The organism is Mesorhizobium sp. W050, from assembly GCF_054719535.1.
This window is the reverse complement of the sequence record NZ_JBTTIH010000001.1, coordinates 6,008,284-6,028,897: the sequence shown is the minus strand read 5'-3', so window position 1 is coordinate 6,028,897 and position 20,614 is coordinate 6,008,284. Positions and strand designations below refer to the sequence as shown.

The window sequence follows — 20,614 nt, the reverse complement described above, 5'->3', positions numbered from 1 at the left end:
TCGCTAAGAGCACTGCCTGCTTCGTCTCATCCGGTTAGGGCGGACCCTAGCCGCATTCCCCGGCATTGCCAAGCGCTTTTTTGCACTGCGTCAAGGCTTTCCCTGTTCAAACATAAGAACCCTGTCGTTTCCGCCAAGATCGACAAATGCCCCGGCCAGCCTGTAGCCGGCTGCCGCGAATATGTCTTTGACCTCATTGCGCTGCGTGTGGCCGATCTCGACCGCTATCTTGCCTTCTGCTTCCAGAAACTTTGCCGCCTCGGCGGCGATGATCCTGTAAGGGCCAAGACCGTCCACACCGCCATCAAGGGCTCTGTGTGGATCGAAATCGCGGACCTCGTCCTGCAGATTTCCAATGTCTCCAGACGGTATATAGGGAGGGTTTGCGGCAATTACATGGTATCGGCCCGAAACTTTTTCGAACCAGTCGGACTGCAGCCCCACGAACCGGCCGGCGAGTCCGAGTTGCTCGGCATTGCGTATCGCGGTTGCCAGCGCGTCTTGTGAAACATCGACCCCGGTGGCGGTCGCGGCCGGAACCGCGCTGAGCAGCGCCAGCGCAATCGCGCCGGTACCGGTGCCGAGATCGAGGATACGGCATAGCCCTAGCCTTTCGGCCGTCGCGCCGGCAAAAGGGAGGATCGCCTCGACCAGCGTTTCGGTGTCCGGCCGCGGCTCCAGCGTTTCCGGCGACAGCGACAGCCGCAGGCCGTAAAACTCGCGAAACCCGAGGATGCGGTGCACCGGTTCGCCGGCCATGCGGCGCTGCAGAGCAGCGCCGATTGCGGCAACCGCACCCGCATCGACCGTCCGTTGCGGGTCGGCGATCGCCTGCGTACGGTCCGTGCCGGAAAAATGTTCGACGATCAGCCTGGCATCCAGCGCCGAGTCGGAAAGGCCGGCCGCGGCAAGCCGCTCCCGCGCCACCCGCAACAACGGCCCGAGCGCGCCGGGCAACATGTCAGCCATCGAGGCCAATATCGGCGAGCAGCTTCGACTGATGGTCGGCAATCAGCGCATTGATGACCTCATCGAGCTCGCCCATCATCACCCGGTCGAGCTTGTAGAGCGTCAGGTTGATACGATGGTCGGTAAGGCGGCCCTGCGGGAAATTGTAGGTGCGGATGCGCTCCGAACGGTCGCCCGAACCAACCTGCGATTTGCGTGACTCCGAGCGCTCCTCGTCCGCCTTGCTGCGCTCGAGGTCGTAAAGCCGCGCACGCAGAATCTGCATGGCTTTCGCCCGGTTCTGATGCTGCGACTTCTCCGCCTGCACCACCATGATACCGGTCGGCAAATGGGTGATGCGCACGGCCGAATCGGTGGTGTTGACGTGCTGGCCACCCGAACCCGAGGCGCGCATCGTGTCGATGCGGATGTCTTCGGCGCGGACGTCGATGTCGACCTCTTCGGCTTCCGGCAGAACGGCCACCGTCGCCGCCGAGGTGTGGATGCGCCCGCTGGCCTCGGTCGCCGGCACGCGCTGCACGCGGTGCACGCCGGATTCGAATTTCAGATGGGCAAAGACGCCCCTACCGGAAATGGTGGCGATGATTTCCTTGAAGCCGCCGGCATCGCCGTCGCTGGCCGACACCGTCTCGAAGCGCCAGCCGCGTTCGGCGGCATAGCGCTCATACATGCGAAACAGGTCGCCAGCGAACAATGCCGCCTCATCGCCGCCGGTGCCGGCGCGGATTTCAAGGATGGCGTTCTTGTCGTCGGCCGCGTCCTTGGGCAACAGCAGGATCTGGATGTCCTTCTGCAGCTCTTCGATTCGCGCTTCGACGCCCGGCAAATCTGCCTCCGCCAGGGCCCGCATCTCTGCGTCGGTGCCCTTGTCGGCAAGCATCGCCTCGAGGTCGGCTTGCTCGCGCTCGACTGAGCGCAGTTCCCTGACCTTGGCCACCATGTCCTGCAGCTCGGCATATTCGGAAGCCATCTTCACATAGGCATCGGCCGCCGGGCCGGCCGACATCTGCGCTTCGAGCATCTCGAAACGCTTGACGACCTGATCCATACGCTCGCGGGGAAGATTGACCATGGCTAATGCTATAGCGGGATGGAGCGGTCGTCGGCGAAGGCCTGCAGCAGCGCCCGCATCGGCAGCCCTTGAGCTGGCGCCATCAGATTGTCGGCAAAGAAAGCCTCCAATTCCTCCAGTGGCAGTTCGGTCAACATCGCCTTGACCGGGCCGATCGAGGCTGGAGACATCGAGATCGAGCGGTAGCCGAGGCCGATCAGCGCCATGGCGGAAATGGGTTTTCCGGCAAGCTCGCCGCACAGCGTCACCGGCGTGTGGTTGCGAACCCCGGCGTCGGCGATCTGCTTCAGAACCCGCAGGAACGGCGTCGACAGCGTGTCGAAGCGGTCGGAGAGCTGCGTGTTCCCCCGATCGACCGCCATGACGAACTGGAACAGGTCGTTGGAGCCGACCGAGACGAAATCGACCGCCTTCATCAACTCGTCGAGCTGGAACAGCAGCGACGGCACTTCCAGCATGGCGCCCACCTTGAGGCTGGTCGGCAGATGGTGGGCAAAGCGGGAGAGATGTCGCACTTCGCGGTCGATGATCTCGCGCGCCTGGGCGATTTCGCCGAGCTCGGTCACCATCGGCAGCATCAGCTTCAGTTCGCGCCCGCCGCAGGCCTTCAGCAGAGCGCGGATCTGGGTCCTGAGCAGACCCGGCCGGTCGAGCGTCAGCCGGATCGCGCGCCAGCCGAGCGCAGGGTTTTCTTCCTGGACAGCGCCCTTGAAGTAGGGCAGCACCTTGTCGCCGCCGATGTCGATGGTGCGGAAGGTGACCGGCTTGCCACGCGCCGCGTCCAGCACGTCGCGGTAGAGCCGCTCCTGCGCCTCGGCGCGCGGGAAGGTCGAGGCGACCATGAACTGCAATTCGGTGCGGAACAGGCCGATGCCGGCCGCACCCGCCTCGGCCAGCTGCGGCAGGTCGACGGCCAGGCCCGCATTCATCAGCAGGTCGACCTGGACGCCGTCCTTGGTCACCGACGGCTTCTTGCGCAGTTCCCGGTAGACTTCCTGCCGGCGCGCCCGGAAGCGCACTTTTTCGGCATAGGCAGCTTCGAGGTCGGGCTGCGGCCGCAGATGGATGGTGCCTTCCTCGCCGTCGACGATGATGGCATCGCCGTTTTCCGCCATGGAAACGGCGCCCTTCATCTGGCCGGCGACCGGAATGCCCATGGCGCGCGCTACGATGACGACATGGCTGGTGGCAGCGCCGTCTTCCAGCACCACGCCGCGCAGCTTGTCCCTGGGATAATCAAGCAGTTCGGCCGCGCCCATCGAGCGCGCGACCAGGATGGCATCCTTCGGCAGTGACGCCGCGACGTCGTCAGGCCCGCGCCCCATCAGCTGGCGCAGCAGCCGGTTGGCGAGATCGTCGAAGTCGCTCATCCTCTCGCGCAAATAAGGATCGGTCATGTGCAGCATGCGGGCGCGCATGTCGCTCTGCACCTTTTCCACCGCCGCTTCCGCCGTCAGGCCGTTGCGGATCGCCTCTTCCAGCCGGCGCACCCAGCCGCGGTCGTTGGCAAACATGCGATACGCCTCGAGCACCTCGCGATGTTCTCCCTCGAAGGCGACATCGCGCCGCTCCAGCATGTCGTCGATGGAAAGCCTGAGCGAACCGAGCGACGTCTCCAGCCGGCGCACCTCTTCCTCACTGTCCTCGTTGAACAGATTGGTGACGACGATGCGTGGCTCATGCAGCACGACATGGCCGAGGCCGACACCCTCGTTGAAGGACAGGCCGGTAAAGCTGACGGGACGGCGCAGGTCGAGTTCGAGGCCGGGCCGGGTCAGGCGCGCGAGATCGCCGGTGGCGATCATCTCGGCGATCACCATGGCGGTCGTTTCCAGCGCCTCGACCTCGTCGTCGCGGTAGTGGCGCATGGTCTTGTTCTGCACCACCAGCACGCCGAGCGTGCGCCCTGCCCTTAGTACCGGCACGCCGAGGAAGGAATTGTAGATCTCTTCGCCGGTCTCCGGCAGGTAGGCGAAGGCCGGATGTTCCTGCGCATTGGAGAGGTTGAGCGGCCGCGCGCTGGCGGCAATGGTGCCGACGAGGCCCTGCCCCAGCCGCAGCTGCGCCAAATGGACGGCGTTCGGGTTCAGACCTTCGGTGGCATAGAGTTCGAGCACCGAATCGGCGCGCAGCACATAGAGCGAGCAGACCTCGGCGACCATGTTGGAGGCGATGTCGCGCACGATCCGGTCGAGCCGCTCCTGCGGCTCCAGCGGCTCCTGCATGAGCTCGCGCAGCCGTTTCAGCAGAACGCGCGGGCCACTGGCCGTATCACGCATCGCGGCTTCTTCTCCAATGGGCATTTTGCCCGCCGCAGTTTCCACTGCCACCGGCGCACACGCAACAACTCAAATCGCTCTCGCTACTGCTTATCCAGACCGTACACGGAATGCAAAGTGCGAACCGCGAGTTCCGTGTAGGGACCGTCGATCAGTATCGAAATCTTGATCTCGGAGGTGGTGATGGCGCGGATGTTGATCGCCTTGTCGGCCAGCGCCTTGAAAGCGGTGGCGGCCACACCGGCATGGCTGCGCATGCCGATGCCGATGACCGAAACCTTCGACATGCCGGCTTCCGACTGCACCACGTCATAGCCGATCGAAGCCTTCAGACGCTCCAGCACGGCCAGCGCCTTGTCCACGTCGCCGGAGGGCACGGTGAAGGTCATGTCGGTGAACTTGCCGTCCTCTGAGATGTTCTGGACGATCATGTCGACATTGATGTTGGCCTCGGCCAGCGGGCCGAAAATGCCGGCGGCAACGCCCGGGCGGTCGCCGACGCGGCGCAGAGAAATCTGCGCTTCGTCCTTGGCGTAGGCAATTCCGGTGACGACCTGCTGTTCCACGATCTCTTCCTCGTCGCAAATGAGCGTTCCCGGAGGATTGAGCAAATCCCCCATTCCGGGCGCATCGGGATCGTCGAAGGACGACCGCACGAACGTACGCACCCTGTGCACCATGGCAAGCTCGACCGAGCGCACCTGCAAGACCTTGGCGCCGAGCGAGGCCATTTCGAGCATTTCCTCGAACGAAATCTTGTTGAGCCGCCGCGCCTTCGGCTCGATGCGCGGATCGGTGGTGTAGACGCCGTCGACATCGGTGTAGATGTCGCAGCGGTCGGCCTTGACCGCCGCGGCAATGGCCACCGCGCTTGTGTCGGAGCCGCCGCGGCCGAGCGTGGCGATGCGGTTGTCCGGGCCGATGCCCTGGAAGCCGGCGACGACAGCCACCTGGCCCTCGCCGAAGCGCTTGATCAGGAACGCGCCGTCAATGTCGAGGATGCGCGCCGCGCCATGCGCGTTGTCGGTCTTGATCGGGATCTGCCAGCCCTGCCAGGAGCGGGCATGGACGCCCATATTCTGCAGTGTGATCGCCAGCAGGCCGGCAGTCACCTGCTCGCCCGAGGCGACCACGGCGTCATACTCGCGCGCGTCGTGCATGGGCGAGGCTTCGCGCGTCCAGCCAACCAGTTCATTGGTCTTGCCCGCCATCGCCGAAACCACGACAGCGACCTCATGGCCGGCGTCGACCTCGCGTTTGACGTGACGCGCCACATTGCGGATGCGGGCGATGTCGGCGACGGAGGTTCCGCCGAATTTCATCACGATGCGCGCCATGGAAGCGAAATGCCTTTGACTGAAGCCGGCCCAGGACCGAAAGGGGAAGTAAGCGCTCGACAGAAGCCGGCCGCTGAATGCGCGCCTCCTTAGCCAAATGATCACGGTTTCGCAAGGCTGGCGGCGGATGCCGGCTTCAGGATCGAGGCATATTGCGTTCGGCCCCGCCGCCGCTTACCAAATGCTGCCCGCGGGAAACTCCTTTTGGTCCGGCATATCGAATGATTGTTCGCCTTCGACGCGCCATGCGGTGGCAATCGCTGCCGCTGTTCATCGGCTTCGCCGTGCTGGCGTTGATCGTCGGCACACGCGCCGTGCTGGTCGAGACCCAGAGAGCCAATCGTGAGGCCGCGCGCGAGGCGGTCGAGTATCAGGAATTGCTTTCCGGTTTGCTTGCGATGGCTCAGGAGGCCGAGACCAGCCAGCGCGGCTATCTCCTGACCGGCGAGAAATCCTACCTCCAGCCTTATCGGCAGGCGGTCGACGCCATTCCGGGCCAGCTTGCCCGCATCGACGGCATGACCGCCCCGGACGACGAACTCGTACAGCAGATCAACCACGTCAAGGACGCGCTTTCACAAAACCAGGCCGAATTGGCTGAGACGATTGCACTCTACGATCGCGGCGATGCGGCAAAAGCTCTGGAACTGGTCCGCAGCGGCCAGGGCAAGGCCGCCATGGACCAGATCCGGGCCAGCATGGACACGATCCGGCGCATTGGCGGCGCAGCCATCGCGGCGCGCGACGCCCACACCGACCGGGTCGAAAACTGGCTGCGCATCGGCTCGATAGCGGCGCTGCTGGCGATCTTCCTGCTTGGCGCCTACACGGTTCGCCTTTCGCGCCGCCGGTTCCGCGCAGTGGCGATCGCCCAGGAAGAGCTGATGCGCAAGAACATCGAGCTCGGCAACGAAATCCAGACGCGTGAAAAGGCCGAATCGCAGATCCGCCAGATGCAGAAGATGGAGGCTGTGGGCCAGCTGACCGGCGGTATCGCCCACGATTTCAACAACATGCTGGCGGTGATCATCAGCGCCATGAACCTTGCCCAGCGCAAGCTGGCGCGGGGCGAGCACGACATCATGAAATTCATCGAAGCGGCGACCGATGCGGCGACCCGGGCCGCAAACTTGACGTCACGGCTGCTTGCCTTCTCGCGCCAGCAGCCGCTCGCGCCTCAGGTTGTAGACGCCAATCGTCTGGTCACCGGCATGTCGGACCTGCTTCGGCGGGCGCTCGGCGAAACCATCCGCATAGAAACCGTGCTGGCTGGCGGCCTGTGGAAGACCCATGCCGATCCGAGCCAGCTCGAAAATGCCATTCTCAACCTGGCGGTCAATGCGCGCGACGCCATGGGCGAGGACGGCAAGATGACCATCGAGACCGCCAACAGCCACCTCGACGAGGGCTACGCCGCCACCCATGCCGAGGTCAAAGCCGGCCAGTATGTGATGATCGCGGTCAGCGACACCGGCCCCGGCATGCCGGCGGACGTCATGGAGCGGGCTTTCGAGCCATTTTTCACCACCAAGCCGGTCGACAAGGGCACCGGCCTCGGGCTGAGCCAAGTGTTCGGCTTCGTCAAACAGTCCGGCGGACACGTCAAGATCTACTCGGAACCCGGCCAAGGCACCACGATCAGGATCTACCTGCCGCGCTTCTTCGGCCCGGAAGAGGCCGCCATATCTTCGGAACGAGCCGGAAATCCTGCCGTGCCGGTCACCGAAACCATCCTTGTCGTGGAGGACGATCCACGCGTGCGGGCTTCCACCACGGATGCCATGCGCGAACTCGGCTACACCGTCATTCATGCCGCAAGCGGCCAGGAAGCGCTGGAAAAGCTGGGCGACAACCCTGGTGTGGCGCTCATGTTCACCGATATCGTCATGCCGGTGATGAATGGGCGCAAGCTCGCCGAGGAGGCGCTGGCGCGCATGCCGAAGCTGAAGGTGATCTTCACCACCGGCTTCACCAGGAACGCCGTCGTCCACAATGGCGTGCTCGACCATGACGTGCATTTCCTGGCCAAGCCCTTCACCATCGAGCAGCTGGCGGCGAAATTGCGCGACGTGCTGGACGCAAGATGACCGAGACCCTGGAAATCGTCACCTTTCGCCTCAAGCCTGGAGCGGAAGCGGCCTTTGCCGCCGCCAACAACCTGGTCGCCGACTGGCTGGCGCGGCAACCTGGTTTCGTAAACCGCTGCCTGGCGCGGCGGGACGATGGCGGATGGGTCGATGTGGTGCGCTGGCGAAGTCGCGAGCAGGCTCTCGCCGCCGCGGGCCGCATCATGGCCGAGATCGGCGATTGCGAAGCGATGCGGGCCATCGATCCCGCAAGTGTTGCGATGGAACATTCGGCAATTGTGATCTCGAGGCCATAGGTCGACTAGCCAGCAGTCGCAAAAACCGTCCTTGACTTTCTTGCCCCGGCACCCGACTTCCTAGCGTCCGAGGAGACCCGCCCCATGCCAGAGGCCCGACGATCGACAATCGATGCCGGAGAAGTGGAACGCTTTTCCGCGCTTGCCGCCGAATGGTGGAACCCGAACGGCAAATTCCGTCCGCTGCACAAATTCAACCCGGTCCGGCTTGCCTATATCCGGGACCAGGTGGCGGCGCGCTTTGGCCGCGATCCGCGGGCGGCGCGGCCGTTCGAAGGCCTGCGTTTCCTCGATATCGGCTGCGGCGGTGGGTTATTGTGCGAGCCGATGGCAAGGCTTGGCGCCGAAGTGGTCGGCGCCGACGCCTCGGCAACCAACATCGAGGTGGCGAAGCTGCACGCGGCCGAAGGCGGCGTGACGGTGGATTATCGCGCTACGACCGCTGAGGATTTGGCCGATTCCGGCGAGAAATTCGACGTCGTCCTCAACATGGAAGTTGTCGAGCATGTTGCCGATGTCGACCTGTTCATCGGCAAGTGCGGCGAGATGGTCAAGCCCGGCGGCATCATGTTCGTGGCTACCATCAACCGCACGCTGAAGGCACTGGGCCTGGCCATCATCGGCGCCGAATATGTGCTGCGGTGGCTGCCGCGCGGCACCCACCAGTTCGGCAAGCTGGTGCGGCCCGAAGAGCTTGAAAAGGCGCTCGGCAGCGCCGCCATGACCATCATCGACCGTACCGGCGTGACCTACAATCCTCTCGCCGACCGCTGGGCACGCTCCAAGGACATGGACGTCAACTATATGGTGCTGGCGGAAAAACGATCGGTCTGAACGAAGGGGCGGCCGTGGACACTATGAGGGCCCGAGAGCTGGCGCTCGATCTGCCCGAAACGGTCGAGCAATCGCATTTCGGCAAGGCTGACTTCCGCGTCCGCAACCGTATCTTCGTCTCGCTGCCCGAAGCCGACCGTGCTGTCGTCAAGCTCGACCGCGACCAGCAAGAGATGATGGCCGCGGCTGAGCCATCGGTTTTCAGGCCCGTGACAGGCGGCTGGGGCCAAAAGGGATGGACGTCGATCATGCTCGAAGCCTGCGACGAACAGACATTCCGCAGCGCAGTTCGGACGGCCTGGCGAAACGTCGCCCCGCCGGCGCTACGGAAGCGCCTCGACGCGAGCCAAATTTGAGCTTGAGCAGTTCGAGCAAAGTGTGAAGCGGTTTTCCCGGGAAAAGCGCATAGCGCTTTGCCTAGGGAATTGCGTAAACCAAAGACCCTATGCCTTCTGGCTCTGCGCCTTGGTGGTGATGATCACGCCGATGGTGATGATCACCGCGCCGGCCCAAGTCAGCAACTGGTAGTGCTCGCCGAGGAAGATGGTTCCGGCAAACAGGCCGACGGCCGCCGCCACATAGCCGATCTGGCTGAGATAGACCGGACCGCCCACGGCCTGCAGCCGGAAGAAGAAGGCAAACATCGCCGAGGCCGAAGCGACTTGCGCCACGACAACCAGCGGCACGGCCCTGAGCGGGGCGAAAGCGCCGACGCCGAACAGCGCGAGAATGCCGATCAGCAGCAGCGTCGCCGAGGCCAGGTGGCTGCCGACGGCCAGTTCGATCGGACCGGTGCCTTCGGGCCAGTCGACGGTGCGATAGATATTGCCGGCGGCAAGGCTGACCGGGATCAAAAGTCCGACCAGCACCCAGTAGACATCGGCCGGCTGGCCGGCCTCGCCGCGCGTCACCGCCACCATGACGGCGCCGATGAAGCCGACGGCGATACCAATACTGCCGAGCGTATTTGGCCGTCGAACGCCGAGCAGGATCGAAAACACCAGTGTGATGACCGGCGACAGCGTGAACATGATGCCGGTATAGCCGGCGCCGAGATGCGGGATAGCCGAAAACATCAGCAGATTGGGCACGGCGTAGGACACGGCGGCGGTGATGAAGAAATAGCGCAGTCTGTGCGAGGTGAGCCGCATGCGCTCGCCGTTCGCGAGCAACGCGCACAGCAGCACGCCCCCGGCGCCGAACGAGATGACGAAGGCCCAGACCATGGCCGGAACGCCGGCAGCCGTCGCCAGCTTGCCGAACGGCAGGGTCAGGCCGAGCAGGCCGCCGGTGACGACCAGCAGGCCAAGCGCCGATTCCCAGAGAAATTTCATCGGATGGTCCCGTCACTCACTTGCGGCACTGGGTCGAAACTGTATCTTGAGGTAGCATACCACAAAGATTCTTAACGTCAAGATACTTAGCGGTGAGACAAATGGATCGCGCGGCAAAGGCGGTGGAGCAATGGAAGCGGGAACGGCCGGACCTGGAGGTGTCGCCAATGCTGGTGCTTGGGCGGCTGAACGAAGCCTCGTCGCTAATCGCCCGCGAGCGCCTCGCCCCGCTGTTTGCCCGTTTCGGACTGCAGGCCGGCGAATTCGATGTGCTGGCGACGCTGCGCCGCTCCGGCCAGCCCTACGCGCTGACACCGACCGCTCTATACGAGGCGACGATGGTGACCTCTGGGGCCATGACCAACCGGCTCGACCGGCTTGAGAAGGCCGGACTGATCCTGCGCGGCCCGCACCCCAACGACCGGCGTGGCATTGTCGTGCAACTGACCGAAAAAGGTCTGGCCTTGATCGATGAGGCCGTGACCGCCCACGTCGCCAACGAGCATGAAATCCTTGCCGGGCTCACCGGCACGGAGCGGGGAGCACTGGCTCAGTTGCTTGGCAAATTGATCGATAGCGCCAGCTGATCGCTCAGTTGCGCTCCTCTGGAAAACTCGGGATCGGCATGAAATCGATGCCATCCTCGGCCAAGCTCTTGGCTTCGTCCAACGTCGCCTCGCCATAGATGCCGCGCGCATCGCTCTCGCCGAAATGGATCTTGCGCGCTTCTTCGGCAAACTTGTCGCCGACATAGTCGGCATTCTCGCGCACCTTCTCGGCCATCGCCTTCAGCTGCGCCAGCGCCTGCTTCTGGGTTTCGCCCATGGCCAGCGCAATTGTTTCCTGCTTCCGCGCTGTGGAGACGGCTGGCGCCATCAGCGCCTTTTGCACCTTGTGCGAGCCGCAGCTCGGGCAATCGACGAAGCCGCGCTTCTTCTGCGTGTCGAAATCGTCATTGCTGCGAAACCAGCCCTCGAATTCGTGCTCGTGCTCGCAGATCAGGGCAAAGCGGATCACGAAGCCGCGCCCCTGAGCCGCGGCGCTTCCACTGCGCCGGCATTGACGGCAAAATCACGCGCGTTCTTGAGATTGGGGATTTTCTTACGCGCGGCCGACGACTGCGCCGTGTCGATCTCGGCGATGATCACCTCCGGATCGTCATGGTCGGCCTCGGCGAGAATTCGACCCCATGGGTCGACGATCAGCGAATGGCCATAGGTTTCGCGGCCATCCTCATGCAGGCCACCTTGTGCTGCAGCAACCACATAGGCGCCGTTCTCGATGGCACGGGCTCGCAGCAGCACATGCCAGTGCGCCTCGCCGGTCTGGCGGGTGAAGGCGGCAGGCACCGACAAGAGGTCGGCGCCGGCCATCGCCTCGGCGCGGAACAGCTGTGGAAAGCGTAGATCGTAGCAGACGGCAAAGCCGAGACTAGCGCCGTCGATCTCGGTGACGACGGCCTCGGTGCCCGGCTCATAGGCGGCGGATTCGCGCCAGCTCTCGCCATTGTCGAGGTCGACATCGAACATGTGGATCTTGTCGTAGGTGGCAAGGGTGGCGCCGTCCGGCCCAAACAGCAGCGCCCGGTTGGCGAGCTTGCCGTCGGTGCGCAGGATGGCGGTCGAGCCGATGTGCAGGAAGACGCCGAGTTCGCTGGCGAGCTTGCGCGCGGCCGCCACGACGATGTCCTTGTCTTCCAAGGTGAAGGAAGCAGCCCTGGCTTCCTTGTCGCGGATCAGCGCACCGGTCATTTCCGGGGTCTGGATGTAGGTTGCACCGAGGCCTGCCGCTTCGCGCACCAGCCGTTCGAGATCGACCGCGTTGCGCTCGGGGCTCTCGCCCGAACGCATCTGGATCGCCGCCGCCTTGAAAATACCCATCGTCACGTCCTCTTTGAGCAATTCCAGGAAAAGTATGTAACGGTTTTCCGTCCGGAATTGCGTAAAAACAAAGACATAGAGCGGCGCTACGAACCGCTCTTTGTCGTCGAGCCGTTGGCAAGCAGCCTATCCAGCTGCCCCCGTGCCTCCAACTCGTGGAGGTCGTCGGAGCCGCCGACATGCGTGTCGCCAATGAAAATCTGCGGAAAGGTCGAGCGGCCATGCGCCCGCGAAATCATTTCCTGGCGCAATTCCGGCGAAAACGAAGCGTCATGCTCGGTGTAGGCGACGCCCTTGCGGTCGAGCAGCCGCTTGGCCGCCGCGCAATAGCCGCACATCATACGGGTGTAAATCGTCACATCGAGCATCGGTCCGTGCCTTTCCTCGACCTTATATAGTCGCGGACTCGTCGGCCCGAAAGTCCCCCGGCAGGACACGCGCGAAGGTCAGCACATCGACCGCTCCGGCGCCGCCCTTCTTCAGCGCCCTGGCGACCGAGCGCACGGTGGCGCCGGTGGTGTAGACATCGTCGACCAGAAGCACGCGGCGCCCAGTGATCTCGATTTCGGCTTCCGCAGGCACACGGAAGGCGGCGCGGACATTGGCCTCGCGCTCCTGCCGCTCCAGCCCGACCTGCTGGCGCGTGAGCTTGACGCGCCGGACCGCCGAGGGCGAGAAAGGCAGCCCGCTAAGCTGCGCAACCGCCCTTGCCAACTCCGCCGACTGGTTGAACTGCCGGCGAAAGAAGCGCCGCCAGTGCAGCGGCACCGGTACGACGACATCGGCGTCTGCAATTAGCTCAGCGCCGGCGCGCAGCATCCAGCGCGCCATCCACGGCGCCAGATCGGTGCGATCCTGGTATTTCAGACCTTGCACCATCTGGCGGGCGACACCTGAATAGGCCACGGCCGCCCGCGCCCGCTCGAACGGCGGCGGATCGGCGATCGCCTCGGCCGACAGGAATCCCTCGCCCATATCGTGCGTGAATGGCGTGCCCATCACCGCGCACCATGGCCGCTCCAGCAGCCTGAGTTTCGGCCAGCAGGCACCGCACAAAACGCCGGGTTGCGAGACGTGCCTGCGACAGCCGGCACAGACCGGCGGGAACAGCATCCGCGCCGGCCAGTCCAACATGGCCAGTTTCAACATGGTTTGAGCGAGGCTCTTGATCTCCATCACCGGATCGGCCACGTGGTTTTGTCGTCCGCGCCAGGATATCACTAGACGGACAAACAGGGATGTCTACCGTTGCAGCCGATCATCGATACTGAACTTTGGCTGGTGCGCAAGCGCAGGGCGCTGGCCCACCCCGTAGCCGGCGCGGATTTTCTGATGCGGCGGGCGGCGGAAGACCTTGCCGACCGGCTCGGCGCGGTCGAGCGGAAATTCGGCAAGGCCGCGGTGCTGTTTTGCCAGACGCCGGACGCAACGGACGTGGTCGCTGCAAGCGGCAAGGCAGCGGAGATCGTGCGCGTCGAGGCAGATCCAGCGTTTCTGGACGGCCGGCCAGGGCTGATAGCACCGCTGGAAACAGTGCCGTTCCAGCCGGAAAGCCTCGACCTCGTCGTTTCACTTCTGTCGTTGCAGGCGATGAACGACATTCCCGGCATGCTGGTGCAGATCCGCCGCGCTCTGCGGCCCGACGGGCTTTTCCTCGGCGCCTTTGCCGGCGCCGGCACTCTTTCCGAATTGCGCGAAAGCCTGCTCGCCGCCGAGACCGAACTCTATGGCGGCGCCAGCCCGCGTGTCATCCCCTTCACCGATGTTCGCGACGCCGGCGCACTGCTGCAGCGCGCCGGACTGGCGCTGCCGGTGGCCGACGTCGAAACGGTGACCGTCCGCTACGATACCCTCTTCGACCTCATTGCCGATCTCAGGGCGATGGGCGAAACCAGCGCGCTGACTGATCGCAGCCGGCGACCGGGAGCGCGAAAGCTTTTTACCCGTGCCGCCGAAATCTATGCCGAACGCTTTTCGGACGCTGATGGCCGCATCAGGGCAAGCTTTTCCATCGTCTGGATGTCGGGCTGGGCGCCCGATGCCTCGCAGCAAAAGCCCTTGAAACCGGGTTCGGCGAAGGTCTCGCTGAAGACGATACTGGAAAACCCCGGCGGGCGGTGACGGCGCTCCGGATCAGTGCTCGGCGAAGGCGTTTGCGAGCCTGCTGTTGTTGTCGCTGAACAGAAACTGGATCGCATTGCTGGCCTTGCCGACACCCCCGACGATGGCAAGCGACAGCACCGCAACGATCAGGCCATATTCAATGGCCGTGGCGCCTGTTTCGTCCTGCAAAAATCGGCGCAGCAATGGCTTCATGATCGTCGATCCCTCTCATCCCCGACCATATCGCCCACCTGTTAAGAAAGGTTAACGGCACAAGCTTAACAGGCTGTGAAATGGGCCTGCGTTGAGGAAGTTCTCAAGCTGGTGTCGACCTTGTTGGTCAGCAGTCGCCGCTCCGTTGGCCGTCGGCGCGGATGATGCAGACTGAGCTCGGTGAGGGCTGCAGCACGCTTCTGCGCAGCGTATAGGTGGCCCGCGAGCCGATCGAACCCGTGCTCATCGGGTCGAGACCGCCTGCAAGAGCATCGCGGCTGGATGATCGCGTCTGGTTGTCCAGCACGGGGACCGCGATCAGCGCCAGCGCCACTGCGGCCGAGCCGAACAACAGCGTGACGCGCAATAAGCCGACGCCGGCGGCGCGAAAGCTGCGATCTGGCCGGATCGAGTCCCATTCCCTGTCGAGGCTCATGCAATCGCTCCCCGCGAACCCGCTTTGCCGCAATTTTTCACGACGAGATAAATCTTCCATTAACGCTGGCTAGATCAGACCGCGAAATGGCTTTGTATCACAACAGGTCGATGAGGAACTGGATCAGCGGCGCGTCGGCCGGCGGCATGGGATAGTCGCGCATCTGCTTTGGCCGCACCCATTTCAACGCCTGCCCTTCCCTGGGCTGCGCGATGCCGCGGAAGCGGCGGCAGACGAACAGGGGCATCAGGAGATGGAAATCATCATAGGAATGGCTGGCGAAGGTGAGCGGCGCCAGGCAAGGAATGTCAGTCTCGATGCCGATTTCTTCCTGCAGTTCGCGGATCAGGCATTGTTCCGGCGTCTCGCCTGGCTCTACCTTGCCGCCGGGAAATTCCCACAGGCCGGCAAGCTGTTTGCCCTCGGGCCGCTGCGCCAGAAGCACCCGCCCATCGGTATCGACCAGCGCGCACGCGGCGACCAGCAGCAGGCGTTTGCCGGTGATCTCGCTCATGCGCCCGGCGGCCGGCGATAGTGGTAGCGATAGACTTCGTCGAAGCCCAGCGAGCGATAGAGCGCCAGCGCCGGCGCATTGCCGGCCTCGACCTGCAGCCAGGCTTCGCGAGCGCCACGCAGCCTCGCCCACTTCAGCGCCGACAGGATCAGGTTGCGGCCATGGCCCTGATTGCGCGCCGACTTGGCGGTGGCGATCTCGAACAGACCGGCAAGATCGCCGTCATGGACGCAGATCAGCACCGCCAGAGGGTCGGCCCCTTCCTCCAGCGCAAACAGCCCGACTTCGGGTTGGATAGCGCCGATGATTTCCGAAAGACCGGGCCGCAGCGATGCATCCGAGCCGCTGACCTTGAGCGACGCGCCGAGAAAGCGGCTGATATCCTTCAGCGGAATCTGGTCCATGGCCGGCGCCAGTTGCGCGTCCGCCAGCGGCAGCCGCATCACCAGGGATTCGTCGAATGTGCTCCAGCCCTCATTGTCGAGATGCTTGGCCAGGTCCGGCCCCGACAGCGGCGAGATGCGGAAGGTCAGCGGCCTGCCATAGGCGTCGAAGCGCCGGCTGGCGCGGCCGATGCGCTCGGCAATGTGCTGGGTGTCGCCGGGATCGAGCGGGTTGACCGAGTTCAGCCGCTTGGCCGGATGGCCGGCTGTCAGCCGCACCACCCAGGTGCCGTCATAATGCACGGCCGCCGCCGGCCAGGCGCGAAAACCCGCCGCCTCGTAGCGGCGCACGATGGCCAGCATGCTTGCCGGATGCCTGGAAGCCAACTCCATCAGCTCCGGTAATCGCCATTGATGGCGACATATTCCTTGGTGAGGTCGCAGGTCCACACCGTCGCCTTGCCGCGGCCGATACCGATATCGGCGCGGATGCGAATGTCGTCGCGCTTCATATAGGCCGAGGTCGCTTCCTCGGAGTAGCCCGGGTCGCGTTCGCCCTCATGCGCCAGACGGTTGTCGCCGAACCAGATCGACAGCCGGTCGCGATCGGCCGGCTCGCCGGCCTTGCCGACGGCCATGACGACGCGGCCCCAATTGGCGTCCTCGCCGGCAACCGCCGTCTTGACCAGCGGCGAATTGGCGATGGACAGCGCGATGCGCTTGGCCGAGCGCGCCGATTTGGCGCCGGTAACGGTGACTTCGACCTGCTTGCGGGCGCCCTCGCCGTCGCGCACCACCTGCAGCGCCAGCGATTTGAGCACCTTGCCCAGCGCCCGGCGGAACGCGCCGAGACGCGCATCCTTGGGATCGCTGATGGCGGGCGCGCCGCGCTTGGCAGCGGCTCCGGTGGCGAACAACAGCAGCGTGTCGCTGGTCGAGGTGTCGCTGTCGACGGTGACGGCGTTGAAGGTCTTGGCGGTGCCGCGCGACAACAAGTCCTGCAGCACGGGGGCGGCGATCGGCGCATCGGTGGCGATGAAGGACAGCATAGTCGCCATATCGGGCGCGATCATGCCGGCGCCCTTGGAGATTCCATTGATGATGACGTCGGTGTCGCCGAGCTTGACCGTCGCTGTCGCCACTTTCGGATAGGTGTCGGTTGTCATGATGGCCTTTGCCGCCTCGGTCCACAGATCCGGCTTGCCGTCCTTGACCAGTCCGGCCAGCAAATGGCTGAATTTGGTGGTGTCGAGCGGCTCGCCGATTACCCCGGTAGAAGCGAGGAACACTTCGCCTGGCGTGCAGCCTGCGGCCTTGGCCGCGGCCTCGCCGGTCAGTTGGGTGGAGGCGCGGCCCTTCTTGCCGGTGAACGCGTTGGCGTTGCCGGAATTGACCACCAGCACTCGCGCCTTGCCGGCGCCAAGGTTCTCGCGGCAGAAGTCGACCGGCGCCGAGGGGCATTTCGACTTCGTGAACACGCCGGCAACCGCTGTGCCGGCATCGAAGACCATGGCCAAGAGGTCGGCACGGTTCTTGTACTTGATCCCGGCCTCTGCGGTGGCGATGCGCACGCCCTCAATGGCAGGCATTTTGGGATATTTCTTCGGCGCGAGCGGCGAAATCGTTGCGGACATTGGGGACCTCGGGCGACGGAAAAACGCTAGGCGAAGGCCGGTTTGCCCGATAGCACGGCCCGGCGCAAGGGCGTTTTCTTGGCCGCCGCTGTCGGCAAGCCACCAGGGATTAAGCTTGCATTTCAAATCCGTTGGCGTCACCGGGGCCTCTGGCGTTATGATATCGGCCATGGACAGGCTGGTGATCTTGGCGGTGGCGTTTATGGGGCTTTTGCTCCTGAGCGCCGATGCGCAGCCGGAACGGCGCGTGGCGCTGGTCATCGGCAATGGCACCTATGCCGAAGCCGGCACGCTCACCAATCCGGTCAACGATGCCCTCGATATTGCCGGCAAGCTGCGCTCGATCGGCTTCGACGTCATCGAGGGCAACGATCTCGGCAAGCGCGAACTCGAGCGCAGGATCGGCGAATTTTCCGATGCGCTGGAAGGCGCCGGGGTCGGGCTGTTCTATTATGCCGGCCACGGCCTGCAGGTCGAAGGGCGCAACTACATCGTCCCGGTCGACGCCCGGCTCGACATGCCGGTCAAGCTGCAGCTCGAAGCCGTGCCGATCGACGAAGTCCTCGACATCATGGAGCAGCAGACCAAGGTCAGCCTGGTGTTCCTCGATGCCTGCCGCAACAATCCCTTTGCCCGCAGCCTGAGCCGCACCGCCACCACGCGCTCGGCAACGGCGCTTGCCGGTCTGGCCCAGTTCGATTCGACGCGTGGCTCCTTCATCGCCTTCTCGACGGCGCCGGGCGCTGTCGCCATGGACGGCACCGGGCGCAATTCGCCGTTCGCCGCCGCCCTGCTGCGACACATGGCCGAGCCCGGCCAGAGCATCAACGACATGATGATCGCGGTGCGCCGCGACGTGGTCTCCGAAACGCGCGAGGGACAGCGCCCATGGGAACAGGGTTCGCTGCTCGAACGGTTTGAGTTTGTGCCCGGCGGCGAAACGGTTGCACAGCCGAAGCCCGCCGTCCCCCCGGCGCCCGAAACAACGGTTGCGGCACTCGAACGGTCTGTAGGCGACGACAAGACCGCAATCGAGAAATTCCTGCGCGACGACTATCTTGCGCCCGATGCCGCGGCGATCGGCGAGACCGTCAAGCGGCTCTATGCGCCTTCCGCCACCATCTTCGGCACGCGCTATGACAGCGACGCCGTCGTCAAGCTCAAGACGGACTGGTTCGCGCAATTTGCATCCTGGTCGTTCAGTCTCGAGCCCGGCAGCCTCAATGTGACGCCGCAGGGCGAGAACCGCGCCGAAGCCGTGTTCGCGATGAGCTACGACTATATGTCGAAAGACAAATCGGCGGCGCGCATGACCGGCAAGGCACGAGTCGCGCTTGGGCTGGTGAAGAGCGACGGCCAGTGGCGGATCGACTCGGAAACCTCGCAAGTGATGAACTGAAAATCCCCGCGAAGGGCGAATGTGAGACCCGCTTCTACAAGCGCTGGAAACGGGCCGTTTCGTTTGCCTGCCAGCTCACCTATATTGTCGGCGAGATTGTTGGCCAGGATTGCCGGCGAGATTGTTGGCGAGGACAGACATGGGCGAGGATCCGGCGCGCAGATCGATCGGGGCGCGGCGCAACCCAGACAGCGCCGAGGCCATTCTCGAGGCCGCGGAGGCGGTGCTGGTCGAGGCCGGCTATGCCGGCTTCTCCATAGAGGCCGTGGCGCGGCGGGCGCGCGCCGGCAAACCCACGATCTATCGCTGGTGGCCGAGCAAGGCGGCCCTGCTGTTAGAGGTCTACAAGCGGCAAAAGCGTGTCGACGTCCCCGATACCGGCAGTCTCGAAGACGACCTCGTCGGTTTCCTGAGGAACCTCTTCGCGCATTGGCGCGACACATCCTCGGGCAGCGTATTCCGCTCGCTGATCGCCGAGGCCCAGTCGGACGAAGCGGCGGCCGCGGCCCTGACTGGCTATGCCGATGGGCGCGTGTCCCACACCGCTCGGATCATCGAGCGCGCCAAGGCGCGCGGCGAGGTTGCGGCCGATGTCGACGCAGCGCTGGTCGCCGACCTCATCGCTTCCTATGCCTGGAAACACCTTTTGACCAACCGGCTGGACGAAGATGAGGCGACAATCCGTGCCACTGTCCGCTATGTGATGTCAGGCATCTCCCGCAATTGAAAAGGGCGCCGAACGGCGCCCTTTGCATGTTTTTTCGGTGCCGGCCTTACTTGCCGGCTTCCATCGTGTCGACGGCCTTCTTCAGATTGGCGTCGGGGATTTCGACCTTGGCGGCGCCGCGCAGCTGCTTGACCAGTGCGAAATACTTGTCGCGGATCACCGCCTGCTTGGCCTGGTCCTTGACGTCGTCGAAGGCCGGCGGCTGTTTGGTGCGCTTGTCCTCGAGCTTGATGACATGCCAGCCGAATTGCGTTTGCACCGGCTCCTTGGTGTATTTGCCGATTTCGAGCGCAACTGCCGCCTTGTCGAATTCCGGCACCATCTGCCCCGGGCCGAACCAGCCGAGATCACCGCCATTGGTCTTGCCCGAGGGATCGCTGGTATGCTCGTTGGCGAGCTTCTGGAAGTCTGCACCGCCATCGAGCTGCTTGATGATCGCCTCGGCCTCTTCCTTCGTCTTCACGAGGATGTGACGGGCATGAATCTCATTGACCGGCGGCGTGCTGGCGATTTCCTGGTCGTAGCGGGCGCGCACCTCGGCATCGGTAACCTTGTCGACGACGCCCTTCTCGACCATCTCGCCATGCAGCGCGCGCTGCTGCAGGAACGCCATGCGGCGCTGGAATTCGGGATCCTTGTCGAGCCCGGTAGCGACCGCCTGGGCGGCCATGACGCGGATTTCGATGGCCGCCGAAAGGGCGGCGGCGCGGCGCTGCTCGGGTGGCAACTGCGAGAACTGCTGCGACAGCTCGCCCTCGGCAAGCCCAAGGTCCGCCTCGGTCAGCTTCTGGCCATTGACGGTAGCGATGACGGCGTTCGGATCGACGGGGGCTGCCGCCGGTGCTGCTGCGGCATCGGCCGGGGCGGGAGCGGCTTCCTGGGCCATCAGCGGAGACAGCGACAGGGCCGACAGGCCGAAAGCCAAGCCAAGGCTGGCGAGCGACGCACGGCGAAACAGTAAGGACATCAAGATTAACTCCAAGGGGGGATTGGTAGGGCTTGCAGATCAGCCGGATTGTGGCGGAATTTGGCGCTGCCCATAGGGCTAACGCGGCGTTGACATCAGTTGAGCCCCCTCTTATCTGTCCAACGACTTTGCGTCCAGAACCGTTTTCCG

The 20,614-nt window shown here is 64.2% G+C and carries 23 protein-coding genes; 8 read left to right on the top strand and 15 right to left on the bottom strand.

The genetic code is table 11. The features are described 5' to 3' along the window. Nucleotides 1-90: 90 nt before the first annotated feature. The 4 genes from prmC to ACYG9Y_RS29205 form a co-directional block, all read right to left on the bottom strand. On the bottom strand, nucleotides 91-969 hold the full coding sequence (gene prmC / locus ACYG9Y_RS29220) for a peptide chain release factor N(5)-glutamine methyltransferase (RefSeq protein WP_023737470.1): 879 nt from the start codon (nucleotides 967-969) through the stop codon (nucleotides 91-93). After that, nucleotides 962-2,041: a peptide chain release factor 1 gene (prfA, locus tag ACYG9Y_RS29215; protein ID WP_023737469.1), complete on the bottom strand. Its 1,080-nt coding sequence runs from the start codon at nucleotides 2,039-2,041 to the stop codon at nucleotides 962-964. Before prfA ends, prmC begins: the two co-directional genes overlap by 8 nt. A gap of 8 nt (nucleotides 2,042-2,049) precedes the next feature. After that, nucleotides 2,050-4,320 (bottom strand): phosphoenolpyruvate--protein phosphotransferase, encoded by a 2,271-nt coding sequence (gene ptsP / locus ACYG9Y_RS29210; protein WP_023672972.1) that lies wholly within the window; start codon nucleotides 4,318-4,320, stop codon nucleotides 2,050-2,052. Between the two features lie 83 nt (nucleotides 4,321-4,403). Beyond that, nucleotides 4,404-5,657, bottom strand: coding sequence for an aspartate kinase (locus ACYG9Y_RS29205; protein WP_023685777.1), 1,254 nt, complete (start codon nucleotides 5,655-5,657; stop codon nucleotides 4,404-4,406). Between the two features lie 245 nt (nucleotides 5,658-5,902). Here ACYG9Y_RS29205 and ACYG9Y_RS29200 point away from each other — a divergent pair, with 245 nt between their 5' ends. The 4 genes from ACYG9Y_RS29200 (at nucleotide 5,903) to ACYG9Y_RS29185 (ending at nucleotide 9,230) form a co-directional block, all read left to right on the top strand. Then, nucleotides 5,903-7,744, top strand: coding sequence for a CHASE3 domain-containing protein (locus tag ACYG9Y_RS29200; RefSeq protein WP_023737468.1), 1,842 nt, complete (start codon nucleotides 5,903-5,905; stop codon nucleotides 7,742-7,744). Beyond that, nucleotides 7,741-8,040, top strand: coding sequence for an antibiotic biosynthesis monooxygenase (locus ACYG9Y_RS29195; RefSeq protein WP_023685779.1), 300 nt, complete (start codon nucleotides 7,741-7,743; stop codon nucleotides 8,038-8,040). Before ACYG9Y_RS29200 ends, ACYG9Y_RS29195 begins: the two co-directional genes overlap by 4 nt. 84 nt (nucleotides 8,041-8,124) lie before the next feature. Then, on the top strand, nucleotides 8,125-8,874 hold the full coding sequence (gene ubiG, locus ACYG9Y_RS29190) for a bifunctional 2-polyprenyl-6-hydroxyphenol methylase/3-demethylubiquinol 3-O-methyltransferase UbiG (RefSeq protein ID WP_023672976.1): 750 nt from the start codon (nucleotides 8,125-8,127) through the stop codon (nucleotides 8,872-8,874). 23 nt (nucleotides 8,875-8,897) lie between these two features. Then, nucleotides 8,898-9,230, top strand: a complete 333-nt coding sequence (locus ACYG9Y_RS29185; RefSeq protein ID WP_023685781.1) for an MmcQ/YjbR family DNA-binding protein — start codon at nucleotides 8,898-8,900, stop codon at nucleotides 9,228-9,230. Nucleotides 9,231-9,317: 87 nt separating this feature from the next. On the opposite strand, the gene ACYG9Y_RS29180 is transcribed toward ACYG9Y_RS29185, so the two are convergent. Continuing rightward, a complete protein-coding gene (locus ACYG9Y_RS29180) occupies nucleotides 9,318-10,208 on the bottom strand; it encodes a DMT family transporter (protein ID WP_023693996.1) in 891 nt (296 codons plus the stop codon). Between the two features lie 101 nt (nucleotides 10,209-10,309). Between ACYG9Y_RS29180 and ACYG9Y_RS29175 the strand changes: the two genes are divergently transcribed. Continuing rightward, nucleotides 10,310-10,795 (top strand): MarR family winged helix-turn-helix transcriptional regulator, encoded by a 486-nt coding sequence (locus ACYG9Y_RS29175; RefSeq protein ID WP_023701431.1) that lies wholly within the window; start codon nucleotides 10,310-10,312, stop codon nucleotides 10,793-10,795. Nucleotides 10,796-10,799: 4 nt separating this feature from the next. On the opposite strand, the gene ACYG9Y_RS29170 is transcribed toward ACYG9Y_RS29175, so the two are convergent. From ACYG9Y_RS29170 to ACYG9Y_RS29155, 4 genes are all read right to left on the bottom strand, one after another. Further along, entirely contained in the window at nucleotides 10,800-11,225 is a 426-nt protein-coding gene (locus tag ACYG9Y_RS29170; protein WP_023672980.1) for a DUF1178 family protein, read from the bottom strand. Further along, nucleotides 11,222-12,088, bottom strand: a complete 867-nt coding sequence (locus ACYG9Y_RS29165; RefSeq protein WP_023672981.1) for a carbon-nitrogen hydrolase family protein — start codon at nucleotides 12,086-12,088, stop codon at nucleotides 11,222-11,224. Before ACYG9Y_RS29165 ends, ACYG9Y_RS29170 begins: the two co-directional genes overlap by 4 nt. Before the next feature lie 86 nt (nucleotides 12,089-12,174). Beyond that, nucleotides 12,175-12,456, bottom strand: a complete 282-nt coding sequence (grxC, locus tag ACYG9Y_RS29160) for a glutaredoxin 3 (RefSeq protein ID WP_023672982.1) — start codon at nucleotides 12,454-12,456, stop codon at nucleotides 12,175-12,177. Nucleotides 12,457-12,478: 22 nt separating this feature from the next. Next, nucleotides 12,479-13,264: a ComF family protein gene (locus ACYG9Y_RS29155; protein ID WP_196814971.1), complete on the bottom strand. Its 786-nt coding sequence runs from the start codon at nucleotides 13,262-13,264 to the stop codon at nucleotides 12,479-12,481. A 72-nt stretch (nucleotides 13,265-13,336) separates the two neighbouring features. Between ACYG9Y_RS29155 and ACYG9Y_RS29150 the strand changes: the two genes are divergently transcribed. Then, nucleotides 13,337-14,209 (top strand): methyltransferase domain-containing protein, encoded by an 873-nt coding sequence (locus ACYG9Y_RS29150; protein ID WP_023733657.1) that lies wholly within the window; start codon nucleotides 13,337-13,339, stop codon nucleotides 14,207-14,209. A 12-nt stretch (nucleotides 14,210-14,221) separates the two neighbouring features. On the opposite strand, the gene ACYG9Y_RS29145 is transcribed toward ACYG9Y_RS29150, so the two are convergent. From ACYG9Y_RS29145 to argJ, 5 genes are all read right to left on the bottom strand, one after another. Further along, nucleotides 14,222-14,404 (bottom strand): Flp family type IVb pilin, encoded by a 183-nt coding sequence (locus tag ACYG9Y_RS29145; RefSeq protein ID WP_023672984.1) that lies wholly within the window; start codon nucleotides 14,402-14,404, stop codon nucleotides 14,222-14,224. A 127-nt stretch (nucleotides 14,405-14,531) separates the two neighbouring features. After that, complete coding sequence (locus ACYG9Y_RS29140; RefSeq protein ID WP_023694000.1) at nucleotides 14,532-14,840, bottom strand: hypothetical protein; 309 nt, start codon at nucleotides 14,838-14,840, stop codon at nucleotides 14,532-14,534. Nucleotides 14,841-14,937: 97 nt separating this feature from the next. Next, entirely contained in the window at nucleotides 14,938-15,354 is a 417-nt protein-coding gene (gene mutT, locus ACYG9Y_RS29135; RefSeq protein ID WP_023685791.1) for an 8-oxo-dGTP diphosphatase MutT, read from the bottom strand. Further along, nucleotides 15,351-16,100, bottom strand: coding sequence for a GNAT family N-acetyltransferase (locus tag ACYG9Y_RS29130; protein WP_023713717.1), 750 nt, complete (start codon nucleotides 16,098-16,100; stop codon nucleotides 15,351-15,353). The genes mutT and ACYG9Y_RS29130 overlap by 4 nt, the downstream gene beginning before the upstream one ends. A 29-nt stretch (nucleotides 16,101-16,129) precedes the next feature. Next, nucleotides 16,130-17,371: a bifunctional glutamate N-acetyltransferase/amino-acid acetyltransferase ArgJ gene (gene argJ / locus ACYG9Y_RS29125; RefSeq protein ID WP_023733658.1), complete on the bottom strand. Its 1,242-nt coding sequence runs from the start codon at nucleotides 17,369-17,371 to the stop codon at nucleotides 16,130-16,132. Between the two features lie 169 nt (nucleotides 17,372-17,540). Between argJ and ACYG9Y_RS29120 the strand changes: the two genes are divergently transcribed. Continuing rightward, the gene (locus ACYG9Y_RS29120) at nucleotides 17,541-18,770 is read left to right on the top strand and encodes a caspase family protein (protein WP_023733659.1); all 1,230 of its coding nucleotides are present in this window, start codon (nucleotides 17,541-17,543) and stop codon (nucleotides 18,768-18,770) included. Nucleotides 18,771-18,909: 139 nt separating this feature from the next. After that, the gene (locus tag ACYG9Y_RS29115) at nucleotides 18,910-19,497 is read left to right on the top strand and encodes a TetR/AcrR family transcriptional regulator (protein ID WP_023704295.1); all 588 of its coding nucleotides are present in this window, start codon (nucleotides 18,910-18,912) and stop codon (nucleotides 19,495-19,497) included. Between the two features lie 46 nt (nucleotides 19,498-19,543). On the opposite strand, the gene ACYG9Y_RS29110 is transcribed toward ACYG9Y_RS29115, so the two are convergent. Further along, the gene (locus ACYG9Y_RS29110; protein ID WP_023686683.1) at nucleotides 19,544-20,464 is read right to left on the bottom strand and encodes a peptidylprolyl isomerase; all 921 of its coding nucleotides are present in this window, start codon (nucleotides 20,462-20,464) and stop codon (nucleotides 19,544-19,546) included. Nucleotides 20,465-20,614: the final 150 nt, after the last annotated feature.